General features: G+C 68.6%; 17 protein-coding genes. 4 read left to right on the top strand and 13 right to left on the bottom strand.

Annotation, left to right across the window (positions count from 1 at the left end; genetic code table 11):
* Positions 1-33: 33 nt before the first annotated feature.
* Positions 34-1,464 (top strand): pyruvate kinase, encoded by a 1,431-nt coding sequence (gene pyk / locus OG707_RS27740; protein WP_329122968.1) that lies wholly within the window; start codon positions 34-36, stop codon positions 1,462-1,464.
* A 77-nt stretch (positions 1,465-1,541) separates the two neighbouring features.
* Here pyk and OG707_RS27735 read toward each other — a convergent pair whose 3' ends face one another.
* From OG707_RS27735 to OG707_RS27715, 5 genes are all read right to left on the bottom strand, one after another.
* On the bottom strand, positions 1,542-1,979 hold the full coding sequence (locus OG707_RS27735) for a GNAT family N-acetyltransferase (RefSeq protein ID WP_329122966.1): 438 nt from the start codon (positions 1,977-1,979) through the stop codon (positions 1,542-1,544).
* Between the two features lie 26 nt (positions 1,980-2,005).
* The gene (locus tag OG707_RS27730) at positions 2,006-2,833 is read right to left on the bottom strand and encodes a carbohydrate ABC transporter permease (protein ID WP_329122964.1); all 828 of its coding nucleotides are present in this window, start codon (positions 2,831-2,833) and stop codon (positions 2,006-2,008) included.
* Positions 2,830-3,834: a carbohydrate ABC transporter permease gene (locus OG707_RS27725; RefSeq protein ID WP_329122962.1), complete on the bottom strand. Its 1,005-nt coding sequence runs from the start codon at positions 3,832-3,834 to the stop codon at positions 2,830-2,832. Before OG707_RS27725 ends, OG707_RS27730 begins: the two co-directional genes overlap by 4 nt.
* Before the next feature lie 105 nt (positions 3,835-3,939).
* The gene (locus OG707_RS27720) at positions 3,940-5,244 is read right to left on the bottom strand and encodes a sugar ABC transporter substrate-binding protein (protein ID WP_329122960.1); all 1,305 of its coding nucleotides are present in this window, start codon (positions 5,242-5,244) and stop codon (positions 3,940-3,942) included.
* Positions 5,245-5,427: 183 nt separating this feature from the next.
* Positions 5,428-5,844: an ATP-binding protein gene (locus tag OG707_RS27715; protein ID WP_329122958.1), complete on the bottom strand. Its 417-nt coding sequence runs from the start codon at positions 5,842-5,844 to the stop codon at positions 5,428-5,430.
* Between the two features lie 106 nt (positions 5,845-5,950).
* Between OG707_RS27715 and OG707_RS27710 the strand changes: the two genes are divergently transcribed.
* Positions 5,951-6,868, top strand: a complete 918-nt coding sequence (locus tag OG707_RS27710; RefSeq protein WP_329122956.1) for a helix-turn-helix domain-containing protein — start codon at positions 5,951-5,953, stop codon at positions 6,866-6,868.
* Entirely contained in the window at positions 6,774-6,974 is a 201-nt protein-coding gene (locus OG707_RS27705; RefSeq protein WP_329122954.1) for a DUF397 domain-containing protein, read from the top strand. The genes OG707_RS27710 and OG707_RS27705 overlap by 95 nt, the downstream gene beginning before the upstream one ends.
* A gap of 36 nt (positions 6,975-7,010) precedes the next feature.
* Here the strand turns inward: OG707_RS27705 and OG707_RS27700 are convergent, their stop codons facing one another.
* From OG707_RS27700 to OG707_RS27675, 6 genes are all read right to left on the bottom strand, one after another.
* Positions 7,011-7,418, bottom strand: coding sequence for a hypothetical protein (locus OG707_RS27700; RefSeq protein WP_329122952.1), 408 nt, complete (start codon positions 7,416-7,418; stop codon positions 7,011-7,013).
* A 34-nt stretch (positions 7,419-7,452) separates the two neighbouring features.
* On the bottom strand, positions 7,453-8,127 hold the full coding sequence (locus OG707_RS27695) for a hypothetical protein (RefSeq protein ID WP_329122950.1): 675 nt from the start codon (positions 8,125-8,127) through the stop codon (positions 7,453-7,455).
* Between the two features lie 81 nt (positions 8,128-8,208).
* Positions 8,209-9,453, bottom strand: a complete 1,245-nt coding sequence (locus tag OG707_RS27690) for a hypothetical protein (protein ID WP_329122948.1) — start codon at positions 9,451-9,453, stop codon at positions 8,209-8,211.
* Positions 9,443-10,042 carry a DUF6114 domain-containing protein gene (locus tag OG707_RS27685; RefSeq protein WP_329122946.1) on the bottom strand — a complete coding sequence of 200 codons (600 nt, stop codon included), beginning with the start codon at positions 10,040-10,042 and terminating at the stop codon, positions 9,443-9,445. The genes OG707_RS27690 and OG707_RS27685 overlap by 11 nt, the downstream gene beginning before the upstream one ends.
* 94 nt (positions 10,043-10,136) lie before the next feature.
* Positions 10,137-10,775: a DUF6230 family protein gene (locus tag OG707_RS27680; RefSeq protein WP_329122945.1), complete on the bottom strand. Its 639-nt coding sequence runs from the start codon at positions 10,773-10,775 to the stop codon at positions 10,137-10,139.
* Positions 10,776-11,382: 607 nt separating this feature from the next.
* A complete protein-coding gene (locus OG707_RS27675) occupies positions 11,383-12,360 on the bottom strand; it encodes a tetratricopeptide repeat protein (RefSeq protein ID WP_329122943.1) in 978 nt (325 codons plus the stop codon).
* Positions 12,361-12,602: 242 nt separating this feature from the next.
* Here OG707_RS27675 and OG707_RS27670 point away from each other — a divergent pair, with 242 nt between their 5' ends.
* Positions 12,603-13,229 (top strand): TetR/AcrR family transcriptional regulator, encoded by a 627-nt coding sequence (locus OG707_RS27670; protein WP_329122941.1) that lies wholly within the window; start codon positions 12,603-12,605, stop codon positions 13,227-13,229.
* Between the two features lies 1 nt (position 13,230).
* On the opposite strand, the gene OG707_RS27665 is transcribed toward OG707_RS27670, so the two are convergent.
* Complete coding sequence (locus OG707_RS27665) at positions 13,231-14,220, bottom strand: SDR family NAD(P)-dependent oxidoreductase (RefSeq protein WP_329122938.1); 990 nt, start codon at positions 14,218-14,220, stop codon at positions 13,231-13,233.
* Positions 14,217-15,386: a UDP-N-acetylglucosamine--N-acetylmuramyl-(pentapeptide) pyrophosphoryl-undecaprenol N-acetylglucosamine transferase gene (locus OG707_RS27660; RefSeq protein WP_329122937.1), complete on the bottom strand. Its 1,170-nt coding sequence runs from the start codon at positions 15,384-15,386 to the stop codon at positions 14,217-14,219. Before OG707_RS27660 ends, OG707_RS27665 begins: the two co-directional genes overlap by 4 nt.
* Positions 15,387-15,626 lie beyond the last annotated feature (240 nt).

Here is a 15,626-nt window from a genome sequence, read left to right as displayed (position 1 = left end):
TCCGTAGCGAAACAAACCGATAGGATCCGCCTTATGCGCCGTTCCAAAATCGTCTGCACCCTGGGTCCCGCCGTCGACTCTCACGAGCAACTCGTCTCGTTGATCGAGGCCGGCATGAGCGTGGCCCGCTTCAACTTCAGCCACGGCACCCATGAGGAGCACCAGGGCCGTTACGACCGCGTCCGCGCGGCCGCCACCGAGACGGGCCGTGCGGTGGGCGTGCTCGCCGACCTCCAGGGCCCCAAGATCCGTCTGGCGAAGTTCGCCGAGGGTCCCGTCGAGCTCGTCCGGGGCGACGAGTTCACGATCACCGCCGAGGACGTCCCCGGTGACAAGTCGATCTGCGGCACGACCTACAAGGGTCTGCCGGGCGACGTCTCCAAGGGCGACCCGATCCTGATCAACGACGGCAACGTCGAGCTCAAGGTGATCGCGGTCGACGGCCCGCGGGTCAAGACGATCGTCATCGAGGGCGGTGTCATCTCCGACCACAAGGGCATCAACCTGCCCGGCGCGGCGGTCAATGTCCCGGCCCTGTCCGAGAAGGACATCGAGGACCTGCGCTTCGCGCTGAAGATGGGCTGCGACATGGTCGCCCTGTCCTTCGTGCGCGACGCCAACGACGTCAAGGACGTCCACAAGGTGATGGACGAGGAGGGCCGCCGGGTCCCCGTCATCGCCAAGGTCGAGAAGCCGCAGGCCGTCGCCAACATGGAGGGCGTCGTCATGGCGTTCGACGCCGTGATGGTGGCCCGTGGTGACCTGGCCGTCGAGTATCCGCTCGAGAAGGTCCCGATGGTGCAGAAGCGCCTCGTGGAGATGTGCCGCCGCAACGCCAAGCCGGTGATCGTCGCGACCCAGATGATGGAGTCGATGATCACCAACTCCCGTCCCACGCGCGCCGAGGCCTCCGACGTGGCCAACGCGATCCTGGACGGTGCGGACGCGGTCATGCTCTCCGCGGAGTCCTCGGTCGGTGCGTACCCGATCGAGACCGTCAAGACGATGTCCCGCATCGTCGAGGCGGCCGAGGAGGAGCTGCTCTCCAAGGGGCTGCAGCCGCTCGTCCCGGGCAAGAAGCCGCGCACGCAGGGCGGTTCGGTCGCCCGTGCGGCCTGCGAGATCGCGGACTTCCTGGACGCCAAGGCCCTGGTCGCCTTCACCGAGTCCGGTGACACCGCCCGCCGCCTGTCGCGCTACCGCGCCTGCCAGCCGATCCTGGCCTTCACGACCTCCGAGTCGACCCGCAACCAGCTCGCGCTGAGCTGGGGCGTCGAGACGCACGTGGTCGGTCACGTGGACTCCACGGACGAGATGGTCGACCTGGTCGACGGCGAGCTGCTGAAGCTCCAGCGCTACAGCAACGGCGACACCATGATCATCACCGCCGGTTCGCCTCCCGGTGTCCCCGGCACCACGAACATGGTCCGGGTGCACCACCTGGGCGGCGGCCAGCGCGACTAGTACGCGCCCCGTACGTCAGCAGCAACGCCGATGGGCGGCACACCAGTTGAGACTGGGGTGCCGCCCATCGGCGTTGCTCAGACCAGGTGCCGCACCATGAAGACATCCACGGGGTCCTCGGACTCCAGGGCGAACCCGTGCCGCTCGTACAACCGCCGGGCCGCGCTCCCCTGCAGCACATTGAGCCGCACCGTCAGCCCGGCCTCGTCGGCCCGCTCCAGCAGGGCCGTGAGCACCCCGGCCCCGATGCCCTGCCCCTGGAGGCGGGGATCCACGAAGAAGTGCTCAAGGACCAGACCGTCGCCGTCCGGGCGCAGGGCCACGCACCCTGCGAACTCCCCGTCGACCTCGATGACGGAGGCGTGCTCGGGCGCATAGGCGTCCCGGAACCGCTGGCGCACGCGCTTCTCGTCGAACCGGCCGAGCCGCTCCAGATCGGGCCGCATGACGACGGCACGCAGCTCGACTATGGTCTCCAGATCGGCCGCCGAGGCGGCCCGCAACTCCCACTTCATGGGCGCAGTGTCTCAGGATGCCCAGGTCAGCCCTTTACTGCCCCTGCCGCCAGACCGGATGCCAGCCTGCGCTGGACGATCACGAAGAAGATCAGCACGGGCACGGTGACGAGGGTGGAGCTGGCCATGACCGGGCCCCAGGCCGTCGAGTTCTCGCCGAAGAACTGGTAAATGCCCACGGCGGCCGTGTAGTTGTCGGCGCCCTTCATGAAGGTGTACGCGAAGACGAACTCGTTCCACGCGGTGATGAAGGCGAAGACGCTCGTCGCGACGAGGCCGGGGGCCACCAGCGGGAGCAGCACCGACCAGAACATGCGCGGCCAGGAACAGCCGTCGATGTACGCCGCCTCCTCGACCTCCTTGGGAACGGTCTGCACGAAGCCGCGCAGGGTCCAGATCGCGAAGGGGAGCGAGAGGGCGATGTAGACGATGGTCAGGCCGAGGAGGCTGTCGAGGAGGTCGTAGTCCCGCATCTGGAGGTAGAGCGGGATGACCAGCGCCTCCAGCGGGACCATCTGCACGATCAGCACCATGACGAGGACCGAGGTGCGGAAGCGGAACTTGAAGCGGGCGACCGCGACTGCCGCGAGGAGGGAGAGGACGGCCGCGGCCACGATCGTACCGAGGCCGACGAGCGCCGAATTGAGCAGGTACGTACCGAAGTTGCCCTCTTTGAAGACGTACCGGAAGTGCTCGAAGCTGAGGCCGCTGGGCAGGACGTCGGCGCCGCGCGTGACCGCCTTGGGGTCGAGCGCGGTGGAGACCATCCAGTAGACGGGGAACAGGGTGAAGACCAGCAGGGCGGTGACGGCTGCGCCGAGGCCGATGCGGGATGCGGTCGACGGGCGGCTCACAGGTCCTCCTCCCCTTGCTTGAAGAGCGTGCGGATGTACACGACGGTGATGGCGAGCAGAAGGATGGTCAGCAGGATGGCCGCGGCCGATCCCGTGCCGTAGTCGTTCTGCGCGAAAGCCTGGTTGTACGAGAAGACGCCCAGGTTGTAGACGTCCTCGTTGGACCCGCTGCCGCCGGGCATGATGTAGATCTGCGTGAAGACCTTGAAGTCCCAGATGGTCGACAGGATGGTCACCACGAGGAAGACCGGCTTGATGGTCGGAACGGTGATGTTCCAGAACCGCTGCCAGGCGCTCGCGCCGTCCAGCATCCCGGCCTCGTACAGCTCCTTGGGAATGGTCAGGAGCCCGGCGAAGATCGTGATCGCGACGAACGGGAAGCCGTGGTGGACCACGTTGAGCGTGGCGATCGCGTAGAACGGCAGCCGCTCGGTGAACCAGTTGGTGGTCTCCGGGTCGATCAGGCCCAGCGTGCCGGCGAGCTTGCTGAACATGCCGTCCTCCGGCTGGAACAGCCAGATCCAGACGTACGTCCCGGTGACGGCCGGCATGGCCCAGGCGGCCATGATCGCGGTGGAGCAGATGTAACGCCACACCGTGCCGAGCCGGTTGAGCAGCAGGGCGACCAGGGTGCCGAGCACGACGGTCAGGCCGACGCAGGCGACGGCGAAGAAGACCGTGTTGGGCAGGACCGTCTTCCAGAGGAGTGAGCTGGAGAGCAGGTCCGTGTAGTGGTCGAAGCCGGTCCAGGTGCCGACGCCGCCGCCGAACTTCACCTCGTAGTCCTGCAGGGACAGCTTTCCGACCTGGATGAGCGGCCACAGCAGAAGCGCGGCCAGGACCACCAGGGCGGGGGTGAGGAGGAGCCAGGGGCGGGTGATGGTGATCAACTGCTTGCGGCGGCGGGCGGTTTCGGCGGGCGTACGGGGACGCTTCGCCTGACGCCCGCCGGCGGCGGGGCGAGTGTCTGCCGCCCCGCCGCCGTCGAGAGTGCTCTTCACTTGAACTGACCTCGCAAAGACGGTCTGGGTGTCATGGCAACGGCCTGGTTGTCCGGCCGGGGGTCCGGGGGTTGTCCCCCGGGAAGACACAGCACGACTGGTCTCTTACTCGCTCTTGGCAAAGATCGCGTCCATCTCACCGGCGGCCTTGTCGGCTGCCTCCTGGACGGACGCCTTGTTGTTCAGGATGGACTGGATCATCTTCGGGATGACCTGGGAGGCCTGGATCTCGCCGTACGCCTTGGTCTTGGGGACGGTCGCGCCGGCCTCCAGCATCTGCGTGGCGAAGGGCTCGACCAGCGGGTCCTTCTGGGCAGCGACCTTCTTCAGCTCCGAGTTCTGGCCGGGGAAGTAGTTGGTCTGCTCGGCCCACTTCGCGGCGAACTCACCGGTGGTGAGCATCTTGACGAACTCCCAGGCCAGCGCCTGGTTCTCGCCCTTGAAGGTGGAGAGGTACGAGCCACCGAGGAAGGAGCGGCTCATGCCGCCGTTCTCACCGGGGACCGGGACCGCGGCGAGCTTGCCCTTGAGGTCCGGGTTGGCGTCGGTGAAGGCCTTCGGGGTCCAGTTGCCGGAGATGGACATGGCGACCTCGCCCTTCTTCCAGGCGTCGCCGACCTCCTTCTCGGTCCAGGTGTTGACCTTTGCCGGGGAGACCTTGTCCTTCTTCGCGAGGTCTGTGTAGAACTGGATGCCCTCGACGGCCTTGGGCGAGTTGATGGCGGACTTCCACTTGCCGCCCGACTCGGTGGCCAGCTCGCCGCCGGCGCCCCAGATGAAGGTCGTGGCGAACATCTCGGCGCCGCCCGCGACGGGGAAGGAGACCATGTTCGGCTCCTTCTGCTTCAGCGTCACCGCGTCCGCCTGGAGTTCCTTCCAGGTGGTGGGCGCCTTCAGGTTGTACTTCTCGAAGATGTCCTTGCGGTACAGGACCGAGCGGACACCCGCGTACCAGGGCATGCCGTACTGCTTGCCGTCGAGCGTGCCGGCGTCCTTGAGGCCCTCGACGAGGTCGTTGCTGAGGCCGGAGGCCTTGACCTTGTCGGTGACGTCGACGAGCGCGTCCGCGTCGGCGAACTGGGGCACCCAGGTGGTACCGACCTCGGCGACGTCGGGGACCTGCTTGGGGCCGCCCTCGATCGCGGTCGTGAACTTCTTCTGGGCGGTGGCCCACTGCTGGTACTCGACCTTGATGTCGGCCCCGGTCTTCTTCTTGAAGGCGGCGGCCGCCTCCTTGAAGAACGGCTTCGCGTCGGGGTTCGTACCCTCCATGATCCAGACGGTGAGGGTCTTGCCCTTCCCGTCGGTGGCCGATCCGCCGGCGCTGTCCTTCGAGTCGTCGCCGCCGCATGCGGTGGCGGACATTCCGATGACCAGGGCGATACCTGCCGCGACGACTCTTCGGTTCATTCCTGTACTCCCCAGTTGGCTCACTGTCTGTCTGCTGTGCACGCGAGTCTGACCACCCAACGGGGAATGGTCCAGACCCCTTTGCGCGAGCGGGACCGAAACGTGATGAGCGTTGCGCGGTGCACAACGCTCGCGATGGGCTGCGCAACAGTGCTGCTGAGGGCGGTAGTTGGCACCAGAGGTTTAGACCTCTGACGCATCGAGAAGCACCTCGGCCCAGACCGTCTTCCCGTACGGCCGGTCCGCTACACCCCACCCGAGACTCAGCGCCGCGACCAGCACGAGACCGCGTCCGCCTTCGGCTTCGGCGTCCGGGAGACGTGGGTGCGGAGGTGGCAGCCGGTCGGCGCAGGCGTCGGAGAGTTCGATACGGAGGAGGGACGGGCGGTCGGGATCGACGGCGAGGTGCAGCTGAAAGTCGCGGCCGGGAGCACGGCAGTGAGCGACGGCGTTGGCGGCGAGCTCGGCGACGACGAGGGCGGGGACGTCGGCCCCGTACCCCCAGGCGACCAGGTGCCGGACGGCATCGATCCGGGCGAGGTGGGCGCCGCGACGGGTCGAGCTGAAGAGCCGGGTGAACTCCCGCTTTGCGTCTGGCATTTGCTCGTTCATGGATCCAGCATCGAGGCGTGAGGCTACGATCACCAAGGGTCACGGTTTTCGGAGTCGCGGCACGAAAACGGCGGAACGGGACGGGAGGGCGCTGATGCCCGCACCAAAGGAACTCCACCCCACGTCATCCCTCCCCGAGCTGTACGGCGCGAAGCTGCGCAAGCTCCGGCTCCGGGCGGGCTGGACCCAGCGGGAGCTGGGCGACCGGGTCCCGATCGCGCACAGCCGGATCGCGCAGTTCGAACTGGGGAAGGAGATCCCGCCGAAGGACGTGTCGGACGCGCTGGACCGGCTGCTGGGGGCGGATGGGGACTTGTGTGACCTGTGGGCGCACATCCAGACGACGCCGATCCCCAACTGGGCGCGCCGGTATGTCGAGTTGGAACCGCAGGCCTGCAAGATCCGGAAGTACATGGCGCACACCGTGCCCGGTCTGCTGCAGACCAGGGCCTACGCACGCGCGCTGCTGAGCATCGCCCGCCCCAGCGTGGGGGGCCGGCTGGAGGCGATGCTGGAGACGAGGCTCGCGCGCCAGGCGATACTGGCCGGGCCGGAGCGCCCGGTGCTCTGGACCATCCTGGACGAGGCCGTACTGCGGCGCAGGATCGGCGGAGCGGCCGCGATGCACGAGCAACTGGGCCAACTCCTGCGCATGACAACGGAGATGAGTCATGTGACCGTACAAGTGGCTCCGTTCGACCTGGAGGAACATCCCCTCCTCGGGGGTTCGCTCACCGTGCTGTCGTTCCCCCGGCGGCCTGATGTGGCCTATCTGGAGAGTTCGCACTCCGGGGAGCTTGCCGAACGCCCCGGAACGGTCGCAGAGTACGCCCTAGCTTTCGATCACTTGCAGGCGCAGGCGCTGTCACCCAGCGCATCGGCCGACCTGATCCGATCCGCGATGGAGGACATCTACCGTGACACGCGTCGCCCCACCCGACCTGAGCGCCGCCGTCTGGCGCAAGTCCAGCCGCAGCAACACGCAGGGTGGCGACTGCGTAGAGGTCGCTGACGGCCACCCCACCTTGGTCCCCGTCCGCGACAGCAAGCGCCCGCACAGCCCCGCGATCCACATCCCCGCTGCCGCCTGGACGGCATTCCTCGACCTGATCAAGTAGCGGGCCTGTCCGCCAGGAAGACCAGAATACGGGACGTCAGTAGACGTTCCCCGAATCCGCTGGGAAGTCCGGCGGCCAAGGCCCGTCGTACAGCGACTCCCGGACACCCATCAGTGAGTACTCCGCTTCCCGCCAGCCCGGATTGCCGCCGATGACGAAGCTGTCGCCGTCAGGGTCCAACATCCAGGTGTACGTCGCATCGTCGGGCTCCAGCCCGTGCCGCTCCGCCAGCACCGCGAACCCCTCCGGGCTCGCGCGTCGAATGTGCAGGCCGTTGCGGTAGTAGGGCTGCAGGAGCATCAGCCTCACGTGGCCGAGACACACCTCGATACGGGTCGAGGTTCCGTCGACCAACGTCGCTTCGCTCTGCAGGAAGAGCTGCCGATGGGACGGGTTGAACCCGACCACTCGGAACAGCCTCCCTGTACGGATGAAATCGGTCATGCCCGAAGCCCTCTCTTGAATCTCCTGACACAGATCAGGTGGGCGTTATCCAACCGCGCCGGTCCGCACCCCATCTGCCGGAGACCGGCTCCCGTCGTCGCTGCGCCACCGCCAGGACGAGCGCGACGCTCACCGCGATCAGGTGCTCGCGTCCCGCCAGGTTCGGGTTGAGGACCGACTGGACGACGATGATCCCGCTCGTGAGCGCGAACAGCACCGGCGCCCGCAGGACGACCGCGAGGTACGTGAAGAGCCCCACCACCGCGGCGGAGGGACCCGTGTCGAGCACATGCGCCAGCTCCGGCGGCAGGCCACCCAGTCGGTCTGGGCCCATCGCGAACATCACGCGGGCGCCGAGGGTGCCAGCCAGGCTCGTGCCGTAGGCGATCAGCAGGGTCCGGGTGCGGCCCAGGGTGAGTTCGGCGAGGGCGAAGGCGAGGAAGAGCTTGGGGAGGCCAGGCCAGACGGGGAGTTCGGGGGCGGCGAGGAAGAGCGAGACCGGCGTACGGAGGAGGACCAGGCCCAGCGGGAGGTCGCCTCTGACCTCGCCGGTCAGCCGTATCGCCTCCGCGCCGGGCGCGGTCCGCGCGAGTTCGTGCAGGGCTATCACCGCGAGGGTCGACAGGAGGGCGAGGGAGAGCCCCGGTATCCCCCGGCTCCTCGCCTCGCGTATCGGGTCGACGACCACGCGCTGCCACTCGCCCCACACACTCGCTCCCCATGACGACGGCCCGTATCCCCCCGGTGAAGAGGCGATACGGGCCGTGGTCGTTCCGCGGCTCCCGGAAGATCAGTTCTGGGTGAAGTAGTTGTGCAGGCCGGGGACGGTCAGCGTGCCGCCGAACTGGCCCGCCTGGACCACCGTGACGTTCGTGAAGAACGCGAACGGCACGTTCAGCGGCGGCGGGGTCTCCGGCGAGAAGGTGATCGGGATGAGGCCGAAGAGGTTGCCCTTCAGCGACTCCGTGTACATCGTCACCTGGCCGTCGCGGATCGTGGAGGTCGAGCCGGAGCGCGCCTGCACATGGGCCGTTGTGCCGTTCGGGCCGACCACGAGCTGGTGCAGGTCCTTGATGTCGAGCGAACTCGCCGTGAACTTCAGGACCTTCTTGATCTTTCCGTCGCCGGTCTTCACCTCGACGATGCCCTTGTAGTCCAGGCCCGCCAGGGTGAGCAGCGACGTCTTCAGCGTCCACGGGTCCGACGGGAGGTCCGGGATGCCGGTCTCCAGGTCGGCCGCCGCGAGTGCCTTCGGGTCGGCGGTGGGGCACGGGTAGGACGGCTTGGCGCCGTCGGGGATCGCCGTGTCCTTCTTCGTGTCCAGGCCCTGGGCGGACTTGGGCAGATCCTCGACCGTCTTGCCGGCCTTGTCCGCCGCGTCCTTGATCGCCTTGGTGGTGTCGTCGACCGTCTTCTTGGCACCGTCGGTGACCGAGGACACCGGGTCCTTCGACGGGGTGGCCGCCGGGGTCGAGGACTTCGAGGCGGTGGGCGTCGGGGTGGCCGTGGGCGACGGGGTGTCCTTGATGCCCAGCAGGTCCTTGAGCGCGTCACCGACACCGAGCGGGTCGAGCGGGTTCTTCGACTTCGTCGCGGAAGGCGACGGGGTGGCCGAAGGAGACGCTGTCGTCTTCGACTTGGTGGTCGACGCCGAAGTCGATGCCGTTCCCGAGGGGCTGGCCGTCGGGGACGGCGTCGCCTTGTCGTCGTCCTTCGGGTCCGAGCTCGCGGAGGGCGACGGGGTCGCCGAGTCCGTGGGCTTGGGCGTACTGGACGGTGTCGCGCTCGGAGAGTCGGAGGCACTGACGCAGGGGCCCGCAGCGAACGGGATCTCGTCGTCGGCCATCGCCAGCTTGGGGGTGAGCCCCATGCCGACGAACACCGCCGTGGGCATCGCGGCCAGGGCTATCGCCTTGCTCGCGGGAATGTGCAGCTTCGCCAGGAGCGACTTCCTGGGGGCCGCGTGGCGCGGCCCTCTTCTCTCGCGGAGATCGTCGTCTCCGGAGAGCGTCAGCTGCCCTTCTTCACCCCGCACGGTGCCTCCCACCGTTGGCGTCAAATGTCGTGTCGTCGTGCACGGCCGGCGGCTGCTGCGGAAACTCCTGAACCGCTTGCTGCTCGGGTACGGCCGCGTGGTCGAACTCGCCTACGGGGGCCGCTCCCAGGGGCGCCTCCTCAAGGGGGGCCTCCCCCAGCGGGCGCTGCGCCGGAATCCCGGCCGGATCGGCCTGCGCCTTAGCCGGTGCCCAGGAGATCGACAGTGCGCCGCCGAAGAGAGCGAGCAGGAAACCGATCAGGAAGCCGCCGATGTTGGACAGCGGGATCGAGATGAGCCCCAGCAGGATGGTGGCGATGCCCGCGAAGACCCGGACGATGGAGTGGTACCACATCGTGAAGCCCAGGGTGATCAGCAGAATCCCGATGATCAGCGAGCCCGCACCCGCCGTCGTCGACATGGCCATCGTGAGGTGGCCGAGGTGCAGGTTGAAGTACGGGAAGTAGATGATCGGCGCCCCGCTGAGCAAGGTGAACAGTCCGGCCCAGAAGGGCCGTCCGCCCCGCCATGCCTGGAAACGCAGCCGCCAGTATGTGAAATCGCGGTCACCTGAGGACTCGGCGCTCATGGAAAACAGCTCCCTGGTACCGGCAATGCCTTGAGAAGAAGTGAGGGGGGAACGGGCGGGCCGGATGGTGCTTACCGGCCCGCCCGGAGTGTGCCTAGTAGCACTCGTTGCCGTCGCCGGTCTTCAGGCGCATGCTCAGACCGCTCAGCTTGAAGGTGCCGGCCGTGGTGGCCCAGGCCTTCTGCTTGACGTGGCTGAGCGTGACCTTCTCGGCCTGCTGCGAGAAGCCGAAGGGGTTGGCCTTCTCGCCCGGCTTCATGGCCGGACCCTTGGTGGCGTCCTTCGCCGCAACACCGATGTCGATGTTGGTGAAGACCGCATCGGCGTCGAGGTCCTCGACGTCGAGGTACAGGTCCTTCGCCGTGACCGGCTTGCTGGCGTTCTGGCCGGCCTTCAGTACCAGCGTGACGGTGCCGATGAACGGCACGTCCGGGGTGACCACGGACTGGCACATGTTGGTGATCGTCGCCGACTTGAAGCCGGAGACCGCCACCGCGTGCGCAGCCTTGTTGCCCTTGAGGTCGTACCCGGTGTCAACACCGCCGTACTGGCTGAAACCCGTGCCCTTGAGCTGGTCGGTGGTGACCTTGAAGCTCTGGCCGGAGACGCTGAACGAAGCCGCCAGCGCACCCTGCGCCATGGCGACGCCTATCGCACCGGTCGCGGCCACTGCCGGCACCATGACCAGCGCGAACCGCTTCCATCTGGTCCCGCCACGTACCTGGGAACTCATCAAATTCCTCCTTCTCGGACGTACATCTCCGGATCGGGACTGCGGCCCGTCCTGGGATGGGAGAAGTGCTACGTCCTCGGGAAGGAGAGCGCCTGCATCGGAGGCGCAGTTGCGTTCCGAAACACCGGCGATCACCCCCGAGCGACAACCACTGGCCACGCGTTCGCGCAACCTCTGGACAGGCCCTGCCGGAGAGCAGGAACCCCCCTGTCCCGGTCGGCGCCACTGCCGCCGACCCACCCGGTGGGGACCCAAGACGCCGTGGCACGACCGGATGTCGCGCTGGTGCGTTATTGGACCGAGCCTGGCCGATCGTGGTCCATTCGGCGCTCGCGCACAAGGGGTCTCGTTACCGGCTAGTAACGGACGCATAACCACGTCACGACGTGCCGACATCAGGCAGGCACGCAGGGTGGACCCGACCCAGGGTTTATGTGGGGTGATTGCCACTCAAAGGCGGACAGAACGATCCGCTCGGCTTACTACGAGTAACAGCGGCCGCGTTTACCAAGTTTTGGTAAAGCGCGGCCGCCTGTTGTCTCTGTGTCGCCAAAACGTCAGGGGTTTCCCGCTGACACCACGCGTTTAGTGACAGCTCAGCCGAGGCTCAGAAGAGAACCCGCGCCAGCGCGCTGCGCGCGGCCGTCACTCTCTGATCATCGGCGCCGATCACTTCGAAGAGCTCGAGGAGCCGTACGCGCGCCGCGTCCCGCTCGTCGCCCGCCGTGATCCGGACCGTGTCGACGAGGCGCGCGAAGGCGTCCTCGACGTGACCGCCGACCAGATCCAGGTCCGCGGCCGCGATCTGTGCGGCGACATCGGCCGGATTGTCGGCGGCGGCCTTGCGGACCTGCTGCGGGTCCGCGCTCTGCACGCGCTGCAGGAGCTGCGCCTGGGCGAGGCCGAGCTTGGCCTCCTCGTTGCCCGGGTCGTCGGAGAGCACGTTCTTGTACGCCTGGACCGCACCGCCGAAGTCATTGGCGTCCAGGGCCTGTACGGCGGCCTCGAGCAGGGCGTCGTACGGGCCGACCGGGATCGGGGCGGGCTCCGCCGAGCCCTCGGGGGCGTCCCCGTCGACCACGATGCCGGTCAGTCCGAAGCGCTCCTCGCCGACCTGGATCAGCTGGTCCAGCGTCTGGCGGATCTGGGCCTCGGGCGCCGCGCCCTGGAAGAGCGGGAGCGCCTGGCCGGCGACGACGGCGAAGACGGCCGGGATGCCCTGGATGCCGAACTGCTGCATCAGCATCTGGTTGGCGTCGACGTCCACCTTGGCGAGGAGGAAACGGCCGTTGTACTCGACGGCGAGGCGTTCGAGCAGCGGGCCGAGCTGCTTGCACGGCTCGCACCACTCGGCCCAGAAGTCGATGACGACCGGGACCTCGGCGGAGCGCTGCAGTACGTCGCTCTCGAAACCGGCTTCGTCGACATCGATGACAAGAGAGGAGGGAGAGACGGCCGCCGGGGCGCCGCCGCCCTGCCGGGCGGCCTCGGCGCGCGCCTGCTCCGCCTTCTGCCGGGCCTCGTTGGCCGCCTTCACTGCGGCGAGGTCGACGACGCCGCTCATGGACATGTTCCTAGGCTGCATGAGTACATCCTCCCCCTTCTGCCGCTCGTTCCGGAAAGCCGCCGGCACATTGGCCGGAGTACTGCGCTGAACTGCACTGAACGTAGTGAGTGGCGGGAGCACCGGGTCCCCACCCGGTGCCGTGGTTGTCGCTCTTTACGCTACGGGTCGTAGCGTATCTGTGCGACGGTCGGCACGGCGCGGGAATCCTTCGTGATCTGACTCACTCACCGCGATACCTACCGACCGGTATGGTCGCGGGCATGCCGCCTCCCCCCACCGCCCCCACGCCGCGCACCGGCCGCCCCCGTTCCACCGCCGCGGACGAGGCGATCCTCGAAGCGACCCGGGACGCCCTGGTCGAACTGGGCTGGTCCAAGCTGACGCTGGGCGACGTGGCGACGCGGGCCGGGGTCGCCAAGACCACCCTCTACCGGCGCTGGGCGGGCAAGAACGAGCTGGTCGTGGACGCGGTGGCGGTCCTCTTCGACGAGCTCGAACTGCCCGACAGGGGAAGCCTGTTGGCGGACGTGGAAGGTGTGGTGCTGCAGTTCGCGGCCCTGCTTGAGCGGCCGGAGACCAAGACCGCGCTGATGGCGGTGGTCGCGGAGTCGACGGGCGACGAGCCGCTGCGGCAGCGGATCCGTACGGCCATCGTCGACCGGCAGAAGCGGCTCGTACTGGTCGGGCGGGAGCGGGCGCAGGCGCGCGGGGAGCTTCCGTACGAGGAGGACTCGGAGGCGGCGGCCCGCAACGCGGACCTGATCTTCGACGTCATCGCGGGGGCCGTGGTGCACCGGACCCTGGTGAGCTGTGAGCCCATTGACGAGGCGTGGGCGCACAGCTTCACGCTGCTGCTGGTGTCGGGGCTGGGCGGCGTGCAGGGGTGATTTACACCTGGTAGCGGTCGGCCGCGAACAGGTGCAGGTTCTCCGCGATCCACTCCGACGTACAGGACAGACCCTCGGTCAGCGGGACCTGCGGCTCCCACCCCGCCCACTCGCGGGCCCGGGTGTTGTCGGAGAGCAGCCGCTGGACCTCGCTGCCGGAGGGGCGCAGGCGTGCCGGGTCCACGACGACCTCGGCGTCGCGGCCCGAGGCGGCGATCAGCGCCTGCGCCAGGTCGCCGATCGAGATCTCCTGGCCGGTGCCGAGGTTGACGCTCTCCCCCAGGGCGCGGTCGCAGTCGGCCAGGGCGAGAAAGCCCCTGGCGGTGTCGGTGACGTACGTGAAGTCGCGGGTCGGCGAGAGCGAGCCGAGCTTGATCTGCCGTGCCCCGGCGTGGAGTTGGGCCAGGATCGTGGGGATCACGGCGCGGGCGGACTGCCTCGGTCCGTAGGTGTTGAAGGGGCGGACCACCGTCACCGGCAGCTCGAAGGCGTGGAAGTGCGAGAGCGCCATCATGTCGGCGCCGATCTTCGATGCGGAGTACGGGGACTGCGGCTGGAGGGGGTGGCTCTCGCTGATGGGGGCGGTGAGCGCGGTTCCGTACACCTCGCTCGTGGAGGTGTGGACGAGGCGGCGCACGGAGTGGCGGCGGCAGGCCTCGGCGATGTTCTCGGTGCCGGTGACGTTGGTCTGTACGTACGCGCCCGGGGAGTCGTAGCTGTACGGGATGCCGATCAGCGCGGCGAGATGGAAGACGGTGTCGCAGCCGGCGACCGCGTCGCTGACGCGACCGGCGTCGCGTACGTCGCCTGCCAGCATCTCAACCTGGCCGATATGGCGGGCGAGGTGGCCCTTCTCGGCGTACGGCTTGTAGTGCACGAAGGCCCGGACGTTCGCGCCCTGTTCGACGAGGAGGTCGACGAGGGTCGAGCCGATGAAGCCCTCGGCGCCGGTGACGAGGACGGTGCGGTTCTTCCAGGGGTTGGTGCTCATGCTGCGTGCTCCAGTGCGTGCTCGATGACGGTGGCGGCCAGCAGGTCTGCGGCCTGGGCGTGGGTGGAGGGGTGGGCTGCGCCGCTCATGGCTGCGAGGCGCGCGGGGTTGTCGAGCAGCGGCCCGACGAGCTCCGCGAGCCGGTCGGCGGTGGTCTCCGCGTCGGGGAGCAGGACTCCGGCCCCGGCGTCGCACAGAACGCGGGCGTTGTGGGTCTGGTGGTCGCCCGGGGCGTGCGGGTAGGGGACGAGGACGGCGGGGACGCCGGTGGTGGCGAGCTCGGCGACGGTCGCGGAGCCGGCCCGGCAGATCACCAGATCGGCTGCCGCGTAGGCCAGTTCCATACGGTCGAGATAGGGGACGGCGCGGGCCACGCGGTCGCCGCCCTCGTCGGCGAGGCGTATGCGGGTGGCGTCCAGGGCGGCGGGCCCGGTCTTGATGAGGAGGTGGACGTCCTCGCGCCACTGCCAGCGCGAGGCGAGCCCGATCGCGGCCGCTGTGAGCCGGGCGGCCCCGAGGCTCCCGCCGTTGACGAGAACGAGCCGGGCCCGGTCGGGAACGCCGAGTGCGCGCCGGGCCTCGTCGCGCAGGGCGGCCCGGTCGAGTGAGGCGATGGGGGCGGCGATGGGCATGCCCACGGTCTCGGCGTTCTGCCCGCCGGCGAGATGGGCGCGGCTGCGGTCGAAGGCGACGGTGAGGTGGGGGGTGAGCCGGGCGGCGAACTGATTGGCGCGCCCCGGAACGGCGTTGGACTCATGGATGACGCTGGGCAGCCCGGCCATGCGGGCGCCGAGGATGACGGGCGCGCTCGGGTAGCCGCCCATCCCGACGGCGACCTGGGCGCGCTGCTCGCGGAGGATGGTGCGGCACTGGACACCGGACCGGAGGAGGGCCGCGGGGAGCAGATAGCGCTTGGCGCCGAGGGCGGGGTCGAAGGGGATCATGTCGACGGTGTGCAGCCGGTACCCGGCATCGGGAATGAGCCGCGTCTCGAGCCCGCGCTCCGTACCGACGAAGGAGACGACGGCACGAGGGTCGGCCCGGCGCAGGGCGTCGGCGAGGGCGAGCCCGGGATAGATGTGACCGCCGGTGCCGCCGGCACCGATGACGACCGAGAGGGGGGCTGCCGTGGTCCGGGCCGTGGTGAACCGAGTCGTTGTCCGCATGGCTGCAGATTCGCGGGGCGGTTTAAGAGGGTTCTAAGACCAGGGGGTTCGGGGGCGCAGGGGGCGAAGCCCCCGCCTCGCCCGGGCCCCGGGGGCCTGGGGGCCTGCCCCCAGTTTCGGGAAGGGGCGGGGTGGGGAACTCATCCCGCCCCCGACCCCGCTGAGCGTCCGGGTCCCGGACCGCCCCACCTGCGAACAACTGCCCCCGCACGCCGCCCCGCCCCGTCTAAGAGAGTTCTA

The sequence above is a fragment of the Streptomyces sp. NBC_01465 genome (assembly GCF_036227325.1).
In the GTDB taxonomy this organism is placed as follows: Bacteria; Actinomycetota; Actinomycetes; order Streptomycetales; family Streptomycetaceae; genus Streptomyces.
The sequence above is the reverse complement of the archived record's forward strand: the minus strand, read 5'-3'. Positions and strand labels throughout refer to the sequence as shown.